Raw genomic sequence first — 16,155 nt, forward strand, 5'->3', positions numbered from 1 at the left:
AGCTGGAGCTAGGCTGGAAGGCACCATGGAGCAAGAGAAAAACGCACTCGTCATTGTGATGTCGGATATTAATCGTGACCCGCGAGTTCGCCGGCAGGTCGATTGGCTTGTTGCGGAAGGCTGGACGGTCGACACCATTGGACTCGGGAGTGCGATCGCTGCGGTTCGAGACCATTTCGCACTTTCCCCGGAAGCGAGTTGGACAACCACTAAGTGGGCAACCGCGCTCATCTATGGCCTCTTCACCCACAAAGCGAAGTTTCGCACGCTAACCCAACGTCGGATTCCCGTCACTGCACAAAATAGAGTACGCAATGGCGAGTACCAATTTATTCTCTTCAACGACCGGCATTTCGTTCCTTGGGTTGCGGATACCCGCACATTCGCAGACCAGAACAAGAGAACCCACATTCATCTCGATCTTCACGAATACTTCGTGCCTGAAATCGAACGAATCACCCTATGGCAGCGTGTCTCTGCTAACTACTATGCGTGGGCGCGAGCACTATTCGCGCACGAACGGTTCACATCCCGCTCTACGGTAAATGAAGGTATCGCCCGGCTTTACGAAACCGAGCTATCGCTTCCCACTTTCTCGATCATCCGAAACAGCCCGCATTTCGAAGACCTCACGCCGTCAGTACCGACGCCCGACACGATTAAACTCATTCATCACGGGCTCGCCAATTGGGATCGAGGCTTGCGAGAAATCGTGGACGCGATGCGTACTCTAGACGAACGATTTCATGTCACTTTCATGCTCTTAGGAAGCGACAAGGTGATTGCGGACCTTAAAGAGTATGCAGCGCCGTTAGGAAATCGAATAAGGGTCGTTCCGCCCGCCCCGATGCATGAGCTCAGCGCGACAGTTAATCAATATGACCTCGAAATAATGTTTTATCGACCCACTACCAAGAACTTAGAACTAGCGCTGCCCAATAAGTTCTTTGAGGCGATTCAAGGCCGGTTGGGAGTCGTCGTAGGACAAAGCCCCATGATGGCCAACATTGTCCAAAAGTATGGCAATGGGCTCATTATCGATGGCTGGAAGTCAAGCGATCTAGCTGACGGACTCAACAAGCTCAGTCACAACGACGTCGTTGGCTTCAAAAATGCCTCTCATACCGCAGCAGACGACCTCAACGCGGAAGCCGAGAGGACGACCTTCCTTCGCATAATCAAGTCAGCAGACGCCGACTCCTCGGCAGTCAGCTAACTGGACGAGCGTTGGGTTTGGAGCGCTTACCGGCTGGAATCAATCGCGCGCCCGCTCTAAGAGTGCATCAACGACCTTTGTCGCTGCCGCCCCTTCACCATATGGTGCAGCTTCAGTCTCTAGAGGCGAAGGGCGTTCGACCATTGTCTTGAGCGATGAAAGGTCATCGCCGATCAGGACGTTCCACCCCAGACTGACTGTCTCAACCCACTCCGTTTCAGGACGAATTGTCGTGCAAGGGACTCGAAGCAAGAATGCTTCCTTTTGCAGTCCACCGGAGTCAGTAATTACGCCCGCGCTCGCCATCACCGCTGACACTAACTGCGGGTAGCCCAATGGCTCAATTGGGCGGATGACTCCCCGCTCCAGGGAAATTCCGTGCTGCTCAGCCAACGAAGCCAGTCGTGGATGCACTAGGAGGAACACCGGATATTGGAGTCCAGAGAGTTGCGCAATAATTGCTGCAAGCCGTTGAGGATCATCCGTGTTGTCTGGACGATGCAGTGTCGCCACATAGTACTCACCACGATGGGAATCAACCGGCGATTCGACCGGGCTGGATTCCACCTGGTCACGCACGCTGAACAGCACGTCGGTCATTACATCTCCGACAAGAACACTGCGGCTTGAGAGCCCCTCTCGCGTGAGGTGCGCCATAGCCACTTCGGTTGGGGCGAGCAACAAGTCCGAAGCGTGATCGGTGAGGACTCGATTGTGTTCCTCGGGCATTCGTCGATTGAACGAGCGAAGTCCCGCCTCCAAATGGGCTACGGGGATATGCATCTTTACCGCCGCAATTGCCGCAGCCAGAGTCGAATTCGTATCGCCGTAAACCAAAACCCAATCGGGAGAATATTGGGCAAACAAAGGCTCAAGACCAGCGAGCATTGCGCCGGTTTGTGCTCCATGAGCGCCCGATCCCACTGCGAGATTGACGTCAGGTTGAGGGATCCCTAGATCCGCAAAAAAAACATCGGACATCAATGCGTCATAGTGCTGCCCGGTGTGCACAACAATGTGCTCTGCTCGACCTTTCAACGCTTGGGCGATCGGCGCTAACTTTACAAACTGCGGGCGCGCGCCCACGACACTCAAAACTCGCATGGTTCCAATCTAGTAGGGCCACGTGCGCTGCCCATTCGAAACGACAAAGCTTCTAGGATAGAGACGATGAACTCCACAAGGCCTACGCATGATGAAAGCTCGGCACAGCCACATCTTCTTTACGTCGCATGGGGCTATCCGCCCTCTCGGGGTGCAGGAATGTATCGGGCGCTCGCGACAGCCAACGCCTTCGTGCGAAACGGATGGAGCGTTACCGTGCTCACCGCCACGCGAGACACTTTCGAGAGACTTACGGGCAGCGACCCGGACGCAGAATCATCGATCGATCCCCGCATCAAAGTGGTGCGTATACCTTTCGACCCACCCCGCGGTGAACCCGATATCGCGAAGTGGAGCGGCTGGCGAATCTATTCGCCACTCCTCTGGAACTATGTTCGCTGGAAGTGGGCTGGTCTCAAGTTTCCAGAACCCAGCTACGCGAGGTGGCTTCGCCCTCTCCTCGATGCGGCTGACCAGATCCACCGTGCAGATAGTGTCGATCTAGTTCTTGGCACTTCGAACCCGAACGTCGATTTCATGCCTGGCTACGAGCTCCATCGCCGCTACGGCGTGCCCTACGTCATGGATCATCGTGATACCTGGCACCTCAACGTTTACTCGGGAAAGCCGACGGGCGGAAGCCGGTCGAAGCGACTCGAACGAAAACTCTTTGCTCAGAGCTCTGAGGCATGGTTCGTGAACGCTGCGATTCGCGATTGGCACTCGATGACCTACCCCGAACGCGCTGAAGAGTTCCACGTCGTCGCCAACGGCTACGATCCCGATTTTCTCGATTCCAGTCGGCCAAGACCAGCAGACGCCTCCGGACTCGTCTTCGGTTTTCTAGGAACAACATACGGGCCGATGCCGCTTCGGGAAACTCTGGAAGCGTGGAAACAAGCGCGAGAGTCATCTGAACTCGTGGCACACTCAACCCTCGTTTTTCGTGGGCGTCTTGGCCACTTTGCTGAGCCTGATCCCGAGACTGCCGCGCTCCTTGAAGAATATGCTGACGCGGGGGTGCGGTACGAGGGCCCGGTAAGCAAGACAAATATCTCTCAGGTCTACCAGAGCTTCGATGCACTCATGCTTATTCTTGGTCGCAGTAAGTACGTAACAAGCGGGAAGGTTTTTGAATACGCTGCCACTGGTCTCCCCATCGTTTCAGCGCACCATCCGGAGACTGCCGCCTCGGAAATCCTTTTAGGGTATCCGCAGTGGTATCCGATTTCAGAAGTCACCGTGAGCGAGATCACGCGCGCCATAGTCGAGGCTGCAGAAGCTGCGATCAAAATGGAAACAGACGACTTTTCCTCTAACCAACAGTGGGCGCGCCACCTTGCCCGCGACGAACAACTATTGCCGCGAGTATCTGCTCTCAAAAATCTTGTGAGAGAGGGCCGCAAATGAGTGCGCAGGCGGAAACAGTGAACATTGTTGTATTGCTGGGTTCAGGGCTAAATTCCTCGCAGCTGTCGTCTGTTGCCGGTGAACCTTCCATTCTGGAACGCATTCTTGACGAAGCAGGGGAAACCGCAAGATTGTCGGTCATATCCCTTGGGCTTTCAGAGCCCATCGAGGGTGTTGAAAATCACGTTCGGCTCTTTGCGACTGACTACAGCTTGGCCGACCGCCTTCTCGGCAGGTTCGGGCTTTTCACTCTCCGCCAGAAGCTTGCCGGATATCCCATCGGCCGACTTCTCAACTCAATGGCACCGTTCGATCAAGGACGCGTGTTCTGGAGAACTGTGCGGCGGGACGCAGCATCTCGCACGCTGTTGGCGAGCTCAGACATTGCGATAGCGGCGGACATCCAGAGCACTCGAACAGCGTGGGTCGCAGTGCGGCGCCAATGGGTCAGTCAGGCCTTGTACGATCACCGGGCAACCTCTATCTGGGAAATGACGTCAACGCCGTTGACAGACTCGTGACTCCGCGCAGGGCGATCATCGCCACCCGCGTCTTCGAGCCGGAAGGAGCAGCAGCTGCCTACCGGCTCGGCAACCTCGCGCGCTCACTCGATGCCGCCGGATTTGAAACCAAGGTCTTAACCACCAGGGCTCCAGGAGCCACTCACAGCACAGATAGGATCCGGCGATGGCCGGTGCTCCGTGACAAGAACGGCGTCGTTCGTGGTTACCTGCAATATCTGAGTTTTGATGTGCCCCTCTTTTTCCGGCTCCTACTATCCCGGCGCGTTGACGTTGTAATCGCAGAGCCTCCCCCCACTACGGGAATGGCAACTCGCTTGGCATGCTGGGTGCGCCGCACCCCTTACTTCTACTACTCCGCAGATGTGACCACCGCTGTAGTAAAGAAACTCGGGGTGCACCCCCTCGTGCTTTCAGCGGTGTCGACGATGGAGCGCCTCACGCTCAGCGGAGCGCGGGGTGTGCTCGCAATCTCTGAAGACATCCGGCATGAAGTCGTCGCGCTTGGCGCCGAACGGGCGAGGGTCACGGTAGTCGGCACCGGGGTCGATACCTCAGTGTTCTCTCCTGATGGCCCGCGGAAGACCGAAAAGTCACCGTATTTCATCTACGCCGGCACGATGTCGGAAGTTCACGGAGCCTCAGTTTTCGTGGACGCGTTCGAAAGAGTCTGCCGAGAGCATCCCACCGTGACTCTAAAGATGTTCGGAGGCGGCTCAGAGCTCGAAGCAATCAAGACACGGTCACGCGCATTCGCGGATCGAGTCACGTTTCATGACGCAGTAGAAGCCGCCGAGATCTCAGCGTGGCTTCGAGGGTCGACCGCGATCCTAGCCTCGCTACGACCAGGCCAGGGCTATGACTTCGCTTTCGCGACCAAGGCTCTCGCCGGGCTAAGTTGCGGCGTTCCCGTGATCTATTCAGGAGCGGGTCCCCTCAACGAACTCGTCACAGAGAACCACTTGGGCTGGGCGACAAACTGGGAAGCCACGCAGGTCGCTGACGCGATGTTAGATGCACTGTCTACACCGCGCCAGCATCCGGATAGGCGGCTCTCCGAGTGGGTTGAGGCCAACTATTCATTGCGCTCCGTAGCTGATCATGCCGCGACGGCGATCGCACTCTCCCTAGATCAGGGGTGAAAAAGGTCCTCAAAAACTGCAGCTGAGAATCGTCCGTCGTGTACTTTGGCGACGAATGCCGCACCTGCGCGAGCGGTCTCACGGGACCCTTCCCGATTGTGGATGACTCCCAGAAGAACCTCTTCGAGATCTTCCACCGTCGACTCCACGATCGGCAACGACTCCCCCGTCGACTCCCTGACTCTGGCCCGGTTCTCATCCGTAATGTGGCCAACGACTACCCGACCCGCCGCCATCGCCTCGCACGCAGCGACTCCATACGACCCGAGCCGAAACTGATCGAGCACAATGTCTGCGCTCCGATAGACGTCAGGCATCTGTGCAGACGGCACACCGTTAACCCGCCGATATTCGATAACGCCTCTCTCGTGCATCCGCTGGAGAATGGGATCAATAAGCTCAGATCCTTTGACCGCACCCTTGCTGGGGGCGTGGGCGACAACCGGAACTGCACGATCAAGCGGCTCAGACGTCACACTCCACCGCGCAGCATCAACGACGACAGGAAGCCAACGCGCGACGGGAACATCAGCCAAGAGATCTGGCGTAGAGACGAGTACCGGAAGTGCCAACTCGTCGAGAATCTGACGATTAGTTCTGGCGAGTTTTTCAAGTTTGGGCGCAACGCCGGCGAGGGAATCCGCGAACGGAGAATTCGGCACAAGTTCACGATGGCGACTCGGCAACCGGATGTCTGTTCCATGACAGAGCATCGTAACGGTGAGGCCGCGCGCCTGGAGCCTTCGAACTTGAGAAGTGACCGATTCGTCGAGAACGGCACCGAATGGCTGCTGTTCCGCCTCAATGATGACGTGAGTAAAGTTCTTAACCACCCAGTCAAACTGGCGGCGCTGCCAGCGTCTCGATGCCGCGTAGAAACCTAAAGGGACAGCGCTGTCAGCCTGATACCGAAAATCGGCCTTTCGCTGGTAGACCATATTTGATGCTTGGGCGCCGTCGATGTAGCGGTCTATGGCGCGAGCCCACTCCCATCCTTGACCTGCATAGTTCGCCGGAGCAATGTATACGCGAATCGCGCCAATAGGCGGTGTCGGAAGTTCAGGCAGGTCACGGGGGTCGAACCGAAACTCGCCTGGAAGCAAACGACCGAGCAGCGGTTCGGGAATAACACGCAGAACTTTACCCGCAACCCACTTGATCTCTTTGATCATCTCGCCACCTTTCGTGCATCCTTAGGTTATCGTTCTCGACTCCCCCTAGTTCCGTGTACACCAACTGTGAAGCCATCGCACAAGAGCCACCTCTGGCGCTAAGGGCAACTAGACTTAACCTCCCTGCGCTTGACGCCTTGCGCAGCCCTCGACAGAAGGACTCTCCCCAGTGAAAATCGCAGTTGTCGCCCTCGGTAAGATCGGCCTCCCTCTGGCCGTTCAGTTTGCCTCGAAGGGTCACGACGTCGTGGGCGTCGACATTAACGCCGAGTTCGTCGACCGCATCAATAAGGGCATCGAACCCTTCCCCGGCGAAGCTCACTTGCAGGAGCTCCTGAGCGAGCTAGTTCCAGCAGGAAAGCTCCGAGCGACTACTGACTACGCGGACGCGATTCCCGGCGCCGATGCCGTTGTACTCGTCGTGCCGTTGTTCGTCGACAACGATGCGAAACCAGACTTCGGCTGGATGGATGTTGCCACGCGCTCGCTCGGCGAGCACCTCACTCCCGGAACGCTAGTCTCCTATGAAACAACGCTTCCTGTCGGCACTACCCGCAATCGTTGGAAGCCGTTGCTCGAAGAGGTTTCGGGCCTTACGGAGGGGAAGGACTTTCACCTTGTCTTCTCCCCCGAGCGCGTCCTAACCGGGCGTGTCTTCGAGGACCTCCGCAAGTACCCCAAGCTCGTTGGTGGTTTGTCACCCGAAGGCGCGAAGCAGGCTACCGACTTCTACAACGCTGTACTCGATTTCGACGAGCGCCCCGATTTGGCCCGCGAAAATGGTGTCTGGGATCTCGGCTCTGCAGAGGCATCAGAACTCGCAAAGCTGGCCGAGACCACGTACCGCGACGTCAACATCGGTCTTGCCAACCAGTTCGCTCGCTTTGCCGGTCAAAACGGCATCGACATCTACGCCGTGATTGAAGCCACAAACTCACAACCCTTCAGCCACATTCATCAACCGGGAATCGCCGTCGGCGGTCACTGCATTCCGGTCTACCCACGCCTCTACCTGTGGAACGATCCTGACGCCACCATCGTTCGGGCTGCACGCGAAGCAAACGCCGGAATGCCGGAGTACACCATTGGGCTGCTCGAGGGCGCACACGGCGACGTTGCCGGCGCCCGCGTTGTAGTACTCGGTGCTGCGTACCGCGGTGAAGTCAAAGAGACCGCGTTCTCAGGAGTCTTCGCAACCGTGGATGCTCTTACAAGCCGCGGCGCAACAGTTCTTGTGCACGACCCGCTCTACACCGACGAAGAACTGACCAAGCTTGGCTTTGCGCCGTACCACTACGGGGAGCCTGTTGATGCGGTCGTCGTGCAGGCCGACCACAAGGAATACCGGACTCTCAGCGCTGCGCAGCTGCCCGGCATTCGCACATTCGTCGACGGACGCCGCGTGAGTAGTGCCGATCAGTGGTCTGGAGTAACGTACCGCGTTATCGGGAAACCGACACCGTAGCTTTTTCGCCGATCTTCGGCTCAGCCACTACCGCCGCTGAAAGTGACATTTCGCGCGCCAAGATAACGACCAATCCGGCAAAGGCCAGCGAGCCGATTGCCCACACCACCATCGGTGCAGGTGCGCCGGGCCAGAACCACTCAGCGCCCGCGTTGAGGTTCCATCCCGGAACGTCGTTTCCCGTTACATACCGGCGCATATTCATGTGAAGAGCCACAAGGTTTGCGGCGCTCAATGCGAAAACAACCGCGATTGTTTGAACGCGGCCCAGTGAAAACTGTTTGCGTCCCGCCTGCAGAACTAATATTCCGCCCATCAACACTATGAGCGGAAGAATGTAACGAGGCTGCACTTGCTCCCCCACCTTGTCACCGCCCTGAGTGAGAACGTACGTAGGCAAGGCGAGAAGAACAAACCCAACCCCGGCAATGACAAAAGCCTTGCGCCACGTCAATACGGCCAGCCCGGCGAACCCGACCCCCACAAAAGTAGCGATACCGAAGAAAGTAACCGACGCAGGAATAGGAGTATCGAGCCAACCGAGCGCCCAGCCTCCAAACACACCAGTCCACAGCGACGGCACGTTGAGAAGGTTGTACGCGAGCAGACCGAAGCCAGCGAGATTATCCAAAGCGGAGGAAGCCTGATCGGAAGCGGGTGCAGCGTCTTGCCCCCCAAACCCACCAGTCCCCGCCGCAGTTTGACGTGCTGCCAAGAAGAATGCTGCCGAAACAATGAACATCACTGCGGGAAGCACCGAGCGCAACCAGAATTGTCGTCTGTTTTCGAACGCCACAATCGCCGCTACACCGAGCGCTCCCACTACGTAGAGAGCCGAGTCGCCCCGGGACCCTGCCGCCATCAGCACGGAAATCACGACGAGCACTCCGGATGCGACAAGCACCAACCGATTTCGAGCTTCATAGAAACTCAACAGAGCTAGCCACGCTGAACCGACCCCAGCCACCGCCCACCCGCTGGGGTTATTCGACGCCAACAAGAACACACCCAACGGCATCGTCGTAATTAGCCAACCCCAAACAAGAGCCGGCCGACGAGTGATAGGCAGGAGCAAGTACAGCGCTGTTGTAATCCCGACGAACAAAGCAACGTTAAATAGTCGCATCGCCATCACCGAGAAGTGCTCGTCATCGCTGACGAAAATACTCATAACGGCGTAGTAAACCGGCGGGTAAGCCCCCACAAAGTTTCCGCGCTTCGTCTCGACGAGAGTTTCGCTGTCGAAATCGAGACGATTTTGACACGCTGCGCTCTCCTCGCTGTAGAACGCGTAACAAGGAGAACTCAGAACCGCCTGCGGCACCATCCGAGTCGAGTCCGCTGAACCTGGCGCACAGTAAGCGTCATCGCCCGTCGCGCACCAAATACTGACCAAGTGATAGTCATCATCGGGCGCTGCACCCATCGGAGATGCGAACGCCCAAGCGGAAAGGGCAAGCAACGCCAAAACCGGAGCTAAGTAAATGACGCGAAAACGGTGGAGAAATCGAGTACGCGCGGACGCGACAACAGATTCAGAGCGGCCGGGTAGCATCCGTACAGGCTATCTCAGAGAGCGCGAACGCTGGGGTCGCCGTGCAGAATGGTCTGCCCCGAGAGCATCAGTCAAGGCTGGAGCTGTCGTTCGGTGTAAGGGAAGCAACACGACGAGCGCCGCAGTAAAGCAGAGCGAGCCAACCAGCCACACCACATTGGGCGTGATGGCCAACGCCCACCACCACTCGCGGCCCGCATCAAGGTTCGGACTTAGTGCATCGATTCCGGTGACGTAGCGGCGGATGTTGAGGTACAGCGCGATGAACTGAGCGCCAGACAATGCGGCAACAATTGCCCACACTTGCACTCGGGAGATGTGCACAAACTGGCCTCGTGCGGTGAAGAACACGGCGCCCACGAAGACAATGATCAAGGGCAACAAGTATCGAGGCTGATAGTCATCACCGACGTCTTTTCCGGCGAGCACGAGAAGCGCAACGGGAATCATGGCAAGCGCTACAGCCCCCAGCGCCACAACGAGAGTCTTTCTCCCCGAAGATGCGCGTGCAGCAACAAAACCTGCCCCGATAAGCGCGGCAACACCGCTCACCCACACGATCGCGGGCATCGACGTATCGAGCCATCCCAGACCCCACGACTGCCCAAAGATGCCCGTCCAAATCGACGGAACCTCCGTGAGGTTATAAGCGATTCGGGGCAGGATGACGCCCAGCCCCAGCTGCTCATCCACTCCGCTCGTTACGGCATCCGCTGATCGTGAAGCACGGAACAAGAGTGCACAAATGACAAAGCCGGCAACCGGCAGCAACGATGAAAGCCAGAAACGTCGAGTGTTGCGTGCCACAAGGAACACAGCAGCAAAGACCGCAACCACGAAGAGGACAGTCGCATCACTACGAGAACCGGATGCCATGACCGCCGAAAGCAGGAAGAGTGCGCCAAGAGCTATCCGCTTTCGCCCGTTCGCTTCGTAGAAGCCAAGCAGGGCGAGCCACCCGTAGCCGACGCCCATAAGAGCCCACGAGCTTGGGTTGGTTGACGAGAGCACGAATAGTCCGAGGGGGACTGTCGTGAGCGCCCATTGCCAGACCACAATTTGCCGACGGTTGACTGGCAGAAGCAGGTAGAGCGCGACGCCCAGTCCCACGAATAGTGCGATATTGATGAGGCGCATTATCAGAACGGAAGCATGAACATCCGGCCCAACAAAGACGCTCATGGCACCGTAATAGACAACAGGGTAGCCGCCAGCAAAATTGCCCCGCGCAGTCTCTTTGGTGGGACCCGCCGCGAAATCGATGCGGTCTTGACAGCCGGCGCTCTTGTCGGCGTCGTAGGCGAAGCAGGCAGGATCGCCCACTGCAGGGGGAACAAGTCTTGTGCCCGAGTCTCCGCTGGACGCACAGTAGTCGGCGTTACCGGTCGCGCACCAAATACTGGTCAGGTGAAAATCGTCATCGGGACTTGAGCCAACGGGCGAAGACAGCGCCCACGCCGCAAGAGCAACGAACACCAATAAGGGCGCCACAAGCAGCCCGATTCGACGGTCTGACCGTGAGAGAACGGAACGCAGGCCAGTCAACATTGCTCAAAGCTAACGGCAGTAAACTTTGAGATTGCTGTGAACGAGAGCTATCGCCGCACCCGGGCGACCGCTTTGTCTACCGTCGCCTTCACACCCGTATGGCGCAAGTGATGCCAGGCCATCCGGAGATCATGGCGCAGACCATAAGGTTTGCGCACTTTTCGGCCAAGCGTGACGCCACGACGACGCGTTGCAGCGTGGTCTGCGGCGTGCTGCGGGTTGGCAACAAAATTCACCAAGGGCGCGAGCGTGCGCTCCCAGTAGAAGTCCTCACGAACCCGAGCGACGTTCTGCTTGCACTCGGCAATGAACGCTTCGTCGTAGAGAACACGGTCGAGGGCTGCGGCGAGAGCATCCGCGTCTTGGGCAGGCACGGTGAGCCCCAACCCCTCGGTTTCAATCAGGTCAGCAAAGCTGTCACCCTCGGTAACCACCATCGGCAAGCCAGCCCACAGGTAGTCGAGGATGCGCGTGCGGAACGAGAACGTCGTCTCGATATGCGACATGTGAGTGCTCACGCCGGCATCCGCTTCGGTCAGGTAGTTCTGGCGGTCGGCATAGTCGACCCACTCCTCGTTGAAGAACACCGAGGTGTTGAGGGCACCAAGTTCGCTCGCAAGATCGTGCGATTCGCGCACGATACCCATCTGGTCGACTCCCGGATGCCGGGTGCCGAGAAAGTAGAGCTTGGCCGTATCGCGAGTTTCAGCCAGTTTCGCAACGGCGCGGATCAGAGTCTTAGGGTCGAACCAGCTGTAGACGCCGCCGCCCCAAATCATGAGCTTGTCGTCGGCGTTGATGCCAGGCAGAACAGCCTTGAGGGTGTCGCGCTCGTGGGCGGGTGGTGTGTGCTCGAGCCCGAATGGCACGACACTCAGGAGACCTTCGAGATGCGGATCGTTTTCGTAGGTGGTGGGACTGAGGCGCCCCAGGGCGGCCATCTGGCCGAAGTAAAAGAGGCGCTGCCGTTCGGAGGCGCACATGAAGAAGTCACCGAGCGCGAGTTGCTCGTTGAGCACCTCAGTGGCCGTCGTGACGCGAAGCTCCCACGTGGCCCTCGCGAGCTCGCGGCCCTGCTCAAGCATCTCGAGGTGCATGGGGTCATAAATGTCGACCACGGTGATCTTGTCTGTCGTGCGCAACACCTCGAACTGACGCATCGCGTGCCCTTGGAAGACAACGACATCGCACCACTGCTCAAGCTTCGCAAAGGCGTCGTTCTCCCCCGGCGTCACAAGCGTGAGCTCAAAAGGAGCATCCACCGTCTGCAGCTTGGTGGTCGTCATGAGCGTGACCTCGTTGCCCGCTTCGGCGAGCGCGAGAGCCATATTCCACGAGCGAATCGCGGGCCCGGCCATCCGGGGACCAATCGGGTCTCCCGTGATGATCAGTACTCGAGTCACTTCGCCGCCGCCAACAGTCCTTCGAGGTAGACGCCATAGCCGCTCTTGACGAGAGGAGCGGCGAGGGCAGCGAGTTGGTCATCCGATATCCAGCCGGCGCGCCACGCGATCTCTTCGATGCAGCCGATCTTGTAACCCTGACGGTCTTCAATCACGCGCACGAACTCGGTGGCTTGAACCATCGACTCGAACGTTCCCGTATCGAGCCACGCTGTGCCACGGTCAAGTACGTTGACCTGAAGCTGACCCCGGTTGAGGTAGTGCTCGTTGATGGTCGAGATTTCGAGTTCGCCACGCGCGCTCGGCGTGATCGACTTGGCAATCTCAATGACCGAGTTGTCGTAGAAGTAGAGTCCGGGAACGGCGTAGTTGCTCTTCGGCTCGAGGGGCTTCTCTTCGATCGACTGGGCGATGAAGTTTTCGTCAAACTCGACAACGCCGTAGGCCCGCGGATTGCGCACGTGGTACGCGAAAATGAGCGAACCATCGACGTCATTGTGCTTGCGCAGGTTCGATCCGAGCCCCACACCGTGAAAAATGTTGTCGCCAAGAACGAGAGCGACCTTCTCGTCACCGATGAACTCTTCACCAATGATGAACGCCTGCGCTAGTCCATCCGGCGACGGCTGCACGGCATACGTGAGCTCGATGCCGAGTTCACTGCCATCGCCAAGCAGTCGCTGGAACTGCGGCTGGTCATCCGGTGTCGTAATGATCAAAATTTCGCGGATGCCCGCGCTCATGAGAGTCGACAAGGGGTAGTAGACCATGGGCTTGTCGTAGATGGGCATGAGCTGCTTGGAGATGCCCTTGGTGATGGGCCAGAGGCGCGTTCCGCTGCCGCCGGCCAGAATGATTCCGCGCATTAGTTGCGTTCCTTTCGGTTCGCCTCGTAGTACTCCTTCACGGCAGCGTACGACGGCAGGGAGCCATCGGCGAGGCGCTCGGAAAGAGTGGGCGCAATTTTGTCTTTGGGCGAAAGAACTAGGTCGCCAAGTTCGGGAGGGAACACCAAACCGATCTCAGGGTCGAGCACGTTGATGTCGTGTTCAGCACCGGGCTTGTACACGTCGCTCACCAAGTAAGTGAGGGTGGCGTCATCGGTGAGCGCAATGAAGGCATGGCCAAGACCCTCAGCGACATAAACGGCACGACGGTCGACGGTGTCGAGAATGACAGAGTCCCACTGGCCAAACGTCGGCGAACCCTCACGGATGTCGACCACGAAGTCGATGCCGCGGCCGTGCGTGACCGTGACATATTTGCCTTGCCCTGGAGGAACATCCGCATAGTGGATGCCCCGCACAACGCCGCGCTGCGAAACCGACGTATTGGCCTGCCGAAGGTCGAGCGGGTGCCCCACTACCTCTTCGAGCTTGTCGAAGCGGTACCACTCCAAGAAAACGCCGCGGTCGTCAGCGAATTGTTTAGGGGTGATTTCGTAGGAATCAGGCACCGAGAGTTCACGTATCTGCACACCCGGAATCCTACCCGGCGAGGCTTGGAACTCAGTTCAGCGTTCCGCTGCGGGCAATCCGGTGACGTATGAGCTAGACACGGATCTGTCGAACCCGCGTGATATCCGCGCCGACTCAGTCCACGGGTTGCAGAACGTCGCGCACAGCGTCGAGCGGGCCACGGGAGAACCGACCGTAGCTACCGGCGAAGAGGGCACGCGTCACTGCAGGAATCCGTCGCATCCGCTTCTCCGGTAGGGCATTTCGCATACGTTCATGCTCCAACTTGGCGAGCGCGCGGTTCACTTTGTCGTCGCTCACCCGGGAGCCGAGTCGCTGTAGCCGGTCGACCAGTACCGAGATGTTGGTCTCGAGACGAGCGTTTCTCGCGCGACGCGGTTCCATCATTCGCCCAAATTTGCCGGCAAGCGTCAATTTCGTCGCGCCGATTTGGTTTGCTCCGTGCTGACGGTAGTCAATGGTTGGCTGCTCAAGGAAATCGGTCGAGGCGACAGCGGCTGCAATCACGCCAAGCCATTCATCGTGCACCCAAGACGGAGGAAAAGGTGCGGCATATTCCACGAGGCTGCGACGAAAGACTGTGCAGGCGCCCGTAACCAGATTGCGGCGAAGTAATACCGAAAATGCGTCACCGGCATGGATGCTCGCCGTCTCGACTGCGTTCACTCCCAGTGCCTCGGCGAGAGTGTGACCGAGCGGCTCCCCCGCGGCATCAACGAGTCGAGCATCACTGTGCAGAAGGGCGACAGTCGGATGCGCTGCGAACTGCTCCCCAAAGAGCGCGAGGCGCCCCGCATGCCAGAGGTCATCCTGATCGCTCAAGGCGATGAAGTCACCGGTGCAAGCCCGAATAGCCTGCTCAAAGTTCTTGGTTACGCCCAGTGGCGGAATGTTTTCGAACACCGTGAGTTCAACGGCGGGATAGCGGGCCGCAACTTCGCGAACGTGGGCGATCGTGTCGTCGCTAGAGGCGTCATCCGACACGACAAGTTGCGTCGGCGCCGGCACTTGCTCAAGGATGCTGACAAGTTGTTCCCGGATGTAGGTTGCGCCGTTGTGAGTGCAGAGGGCCACCGAGATGGACGGGGTGGGCTCTGTTGCGCTCATTGCTCCAGCCTACGGCTCGCACCCGGCGGTATTGCGCAACGCCAAGCCAACTATCATTGTGGAGTTATGCCTGCCGATTCCACCCCAGGGGTGCTCCCCCGCGTCGCAGTGCTGCTGGCGACCCACAACGGTCGCCGCTGGCTTCCCGAACAGCTCGAGAGTGTGTTTGCTCAGCAGGGCGTGGATGTCGAAGTGTTCGCGCGAGATGACGCATCAACGGATGGCACTGCCGAATGGCTTGCCGAATGTGCCGCCTCAGAGCCACGCCTCACAATTATCCCCAGCGACGGCGCTTCTGGCAGTGCCGCCGCCAACTTTTACCGCCTCATTCAGCTCGTTCCCGCTGATCGCGAGTATTACGCATTCTCTGATCAGGATGACATTTGGGTACCGACCAAACTTGCTTCCCATGTACGGCTGAGCGCCGCTTTGGGGGTCGATGGTGTCTCGTCAAACGTGACGTCATTCACGCCAGACGGCGGACAAAGTCTGGTGAAGAAAGACTTTCCCCAGCGCCGCTTCGATTATTTGCTTGAGAGCCCGGGTCCTGGCTCGACTTTCCTCATGTCCAATCGTCTTGTTGCCTTGGCGCGGGACTATTTGGACTCTCCAGAAACCACGAAACCACCTCAGTATCACGACTGGTTGCTTTATGTCTTGGCGAGGGCACACGGCTGGACGTGGCACATCGATGCGGTGCCGACCGTCGAATACCGTCAACACGACGCCAATGTCATGGGCGCCAATGTGGGGGCACGCTCCGCCCTGTCACGGCTCTCGTTGGTTCGCGAACAGTGGCACCGCGGTCAAGCACGGCTCTTGACGCGCGTCGCGCTCAGCGTTGCCGACGATGAACACCGCCCCGAATTGCTCCGGATGCGCGACCTCGTCGACCACCGAAACCTCCGAGACCGATTCGCTCTGGCTCGCCGCGCGTCGCAACTCAGGCGACGCCCAAGAGATCAGTGGATAATTGCGCTGTTGATCGGCGCTGGTGTCTGGTGAACAAACTGTCTGTCGCACACAACGAAAGT

14 protein-coding genes are annotated in these 16,155 nt (G+C 58.4%); 6 read left to right on the top strand and 8 right to left on the bottom strand.

Annotation, left to right across the window (positions count from 1 at the left end; translation table 11 throughout):
- Positions 1-25: 25 nt before the first annotated feature.
- A complete protein-coding gene (locus tag AC1ENN_RS10525; protein WP_480406036.1) occupies positions 26-1,216 on the top strand; it encodes a glycosyltransferase in 1,191 nt (396 codons plus the stop codon).
- A 39-nt stretch (positions 1,217-1,255) separates the two neighbouring features.
- On the opposite strand, the gene wecB is transcribed toward AC1ENN_RS10525, so the two are convergent.
- Positions 1,256-2,320, bottom strand: coding sequence for a non-hydrolyzing UDP-N-acetylglucosamine 2-epimerase (gene wecB, locus AC1ENN_RS10530; RefSeq protein WP_480406037.1), 1,065 nt, complete (start codon positions 2,318-2,320; stop codon positions 1,256-1,258).
- Positions 2,321-2,386: 66 nt separating this feature from the next.
- Between wecB and AC1ENN_RS10535 the strand changes: the two genes are divergently transcribed.
- The 3 genes from AC1ENN_RS10535 to AC1ENN_RS10545 are packed head-to-tail and all read left to right on the top strand — an operon-like array spanning position 2,387 to position 5,393.
- Positions 2,387-3,730 (top strand): glycosyltransferase, encoded by a 1,344-nt coding sequence (locus tag AC1ENN_RS10535; RefSeq protein ID WP_480406038.1) that lies wholly within the window; start codon positions 2,387-2,389, stop codon positions 3,728-3,730.
- A complete protein-coding gene (locus AC1ENN_RS10540; protein ID WP_480406039.1) occupies positions 3,727-4,251 on the top strand; it encodes a hypothetical protein in 525 nt (174 codons plus the stop codon). The genes AC1ENN_RS10535 and AC1ENN_RS10540 overlap by 4 nt, the downstream gene beginning before the upstream one ends.
- Positions 4,248-5,393: a glycosyltransferase family 4 protein gene (locus AC1ENN_RS10545; protein WP_480406040.1), complete on the top strand. Its 1,146-nt coding sequence runs from the start codon at positions 4,248-4,250 to the stop codon at positions 5,391-5,393. The genes AC1ENN_RS10540 and AC1ENN_RS10545 overlap by 4 nt, the downstream gene beginning before the upstream one ends.
- On the opposite strand, the gene AC1ENN_RS10550 is transcribed toward AC1ENN_RS10545, so the two are convergent.
- On the bottom strand, positions 5,384-6,565 hold the full coding sequence (locus tag AC1ENN_RS10550) for a hypothetical protein (protein ID WP_480391141.1): 1,182 nt from the start codon (positions 6,563-6,565) through the stop codon (positions 5,384-5,386). The genes AC1ENN_RS10545 and AC1ENN_RS10550 overlap by 10 nt on opposite strands.
- Before the next feature lie 169 nt (positions 6,566-6,734).
- Between AC1ENN_RS10550 and AC1ENN_RS10555 the strand changes: the two genes are divergently transcribed.
- Positions 6,735-8,030: a nucleotide sugar dehydrogenase gene (locus AC1ENN_RS10555; protein WP_480391142.1), complete on the top strand. Its 1,296-nt coding sequence runs from the start codon at positions 6,735-6,737 to the stop codon at positions 8,028-8,030.
- Here AC1ENN_RS10555 and AC1ENN_RS10560 read toward each other — a convergent pair.
- The 6 genes from AC1ENN_RS10560 to AC1ENN_RS10585 all read right to left on the bottom strand — a co-directional run bounded on the left by AC1ENN_RS10560 (position 8,008) and on the right by AC1ENN_RS10585 (position 15,121).
- Positions 8,008-9,585, bottom strand: coding sequence for a DUF2142 domain-containing protein (locus AC1ENN_RS10560; protein WP_480406041.1), 1,578 nt, complete (start codon positions 9,583-9,585; stop codon positions 8,008-8,010). The genes AC1ENN_RS10555 and AC1ENN_RS10560 overlap by 23 nt on opposite strands.
- A gap of 9 nt (positions 9,586-9,594) precedes the next feature.
- The gene (locus tag AC1ENN_RS10565; protein WP_480391144.1) at positions 9,595-11,133 is read right to left on the bottom strand and encodes a DUF2142 domain-containing protein; all 1,539 of its coding nucleotides are present in this window, start codon (positions 11,131-11,133) and stop codon (positions 9,595-9,597) included.
- A 47-nt stretch (positions 11,134-11,180) separates the two neighbouring features.
- On the bottom strand, positions 11,181-12,536 hold the full coding sequence (locus AC1ENN_RS10570; protein WP_449647232.1) for a glycosyltransferase: 1,356 nt from the start codon (positions 12,534-12,536) through the stop codon (positions 11,181-11,183).
- A complete protein-coding gene (gene rfbA, locus AC1ENN_RS10575) occupies positions 12,533-13,402 on the bottom strand; it encodes a glucose-1-phosphate thymidylyltransferase RfbA (protein ID WP_480406042.1) in 870 nt (289 codons plus the stop codon). Before rfbA ends, AC1ENN_RS10570 begins: the two co-directional genes overlap by 4 nt.
- Entirely contained in the window at positions 13,402-14,013 is a 612-nt protein-coding gene (locus AC1ENN_RS10580) for a dTDP-4-dehydrorhamnose 3,5-epimerase family protein (RefSeq protein WP_449647234.1), read from the bottom strand. The genes rfbA and AC1ENN_RS10580 overlap by 1 nt, the downstream gene beginning before the upstream one ends.
- Before the next feature lie 115 nt (positions 14,014-14,128).
- Positions 14,129-15,121, bottom strand: coding sequence for a glycosyltransferase family 2 protein (locus AC1ENN_RS10585; protein ID WP_480406043.1), 993 nt, complete (start codon positions 15,119-15,121; stop codon positions 14,129-14,131).
- Positions 15,122-15,187: 66 nt separating this feature from the next.
- On the opposite strand from AC1ENN_RS10585, the gene AC1ENN_RS10590 reads away from it, so the two are divergent.
- Positions 15,188-16,126 (top strand): glycosyltransferase family 2 protein, encoded by a 939-nt coding sequence (locus tag AC1ENN_RS10590; RefSeq protein WP_480406044.1) that lies wholly within the window; start codon positions 15,188-15,190, stop codon positions 16,124-16,126.
- Positions 16,127-16,155 lie beyond the last annotated feature (29 nt).

The organism is Rhodoglobus sp. G.S.23 (genome assembly GCF_056675935.1).

What these genes read in the sequence shown, in the direction of transcription:
- AC1ENN_RS10540 (WP_480406039.1), top strand. Translation starts at nt 3,727, where the DNA reads ATGAGTGCGCAGGCGGAAACAGTGAACATTGTTGTATTGCTGGGTTCA.
- rfbA (WP_480406042.1), bottom strand. Translation starts at nt 13,402, where the DNA reads ATGCGCGGAATCATTCTGGCCGGCGGCAGCGGAACGCGCCTCTGGCCC.
- AC1ENN_RS10560 (WP_480406041.1), bottom strand. Translation starts at nt 9,585, where the DNA reads ATGCTACCCGGCCGCTCTGAATCTGTTGTCGCGTCCGCGCGTACTCGA.
- wecB (WP_480406037.1), bottom strand. Translation starts at nt 2,320, where the DNA reads ATGCGAGTTTTGAGTGTCGTGGGCGCGCGCCCGCAGTTTGTAAAGTTA.
- AC1ENN_RS10585 (WP_480406043.1), bottom strand. Translation starts at nt 15,121, where the DNA reads ATGAGCGCAACAGAGCCCACCCCGTCCATCTCGGTGGCCCTCTGCACT.
- AC1ENN_RS10525 (WP_480406036.1), top strand. Translation starts at nt 26, where the DNA reads ATGGAGCAAGAGAAAAACGCACTCGTCATTGTGATGTCGGATATTAAT.
- AC1ENN_RS10535 (WP_480406038.1), top strand. Translation starts at nt 2,387, where the DNA reads ATGAACTCCACAAGGCCTACGCATGATGAAAGCTCGGCACAGCCACAT.
- AC1ENN_RS10590 (WP_480406044.1), top strand. Translation starts at nt 15,188, where the DNA reads ATGCCTGCCGATTCCACCCCAGGGGTGCTCCCCCGCGTCGCAGTGCTG.
- AC1ENN_RS10565 (WP_480391144.1), bottom strand. Translation starts at nt 11,133, where the DNA reads ATGTTGACTGGCCTGCGTTCCGTTCTCTCACGGTCAGACCGTCGAATC.
- AC1ENN_RS10550 (WP_480391141.1), bottom strand. Translation starts at nt 6,565, where the DNA reads ATGATCAAAGAGATCAAGTGGGTTGCGGGTAAAGTTCTGCGTGTTATT.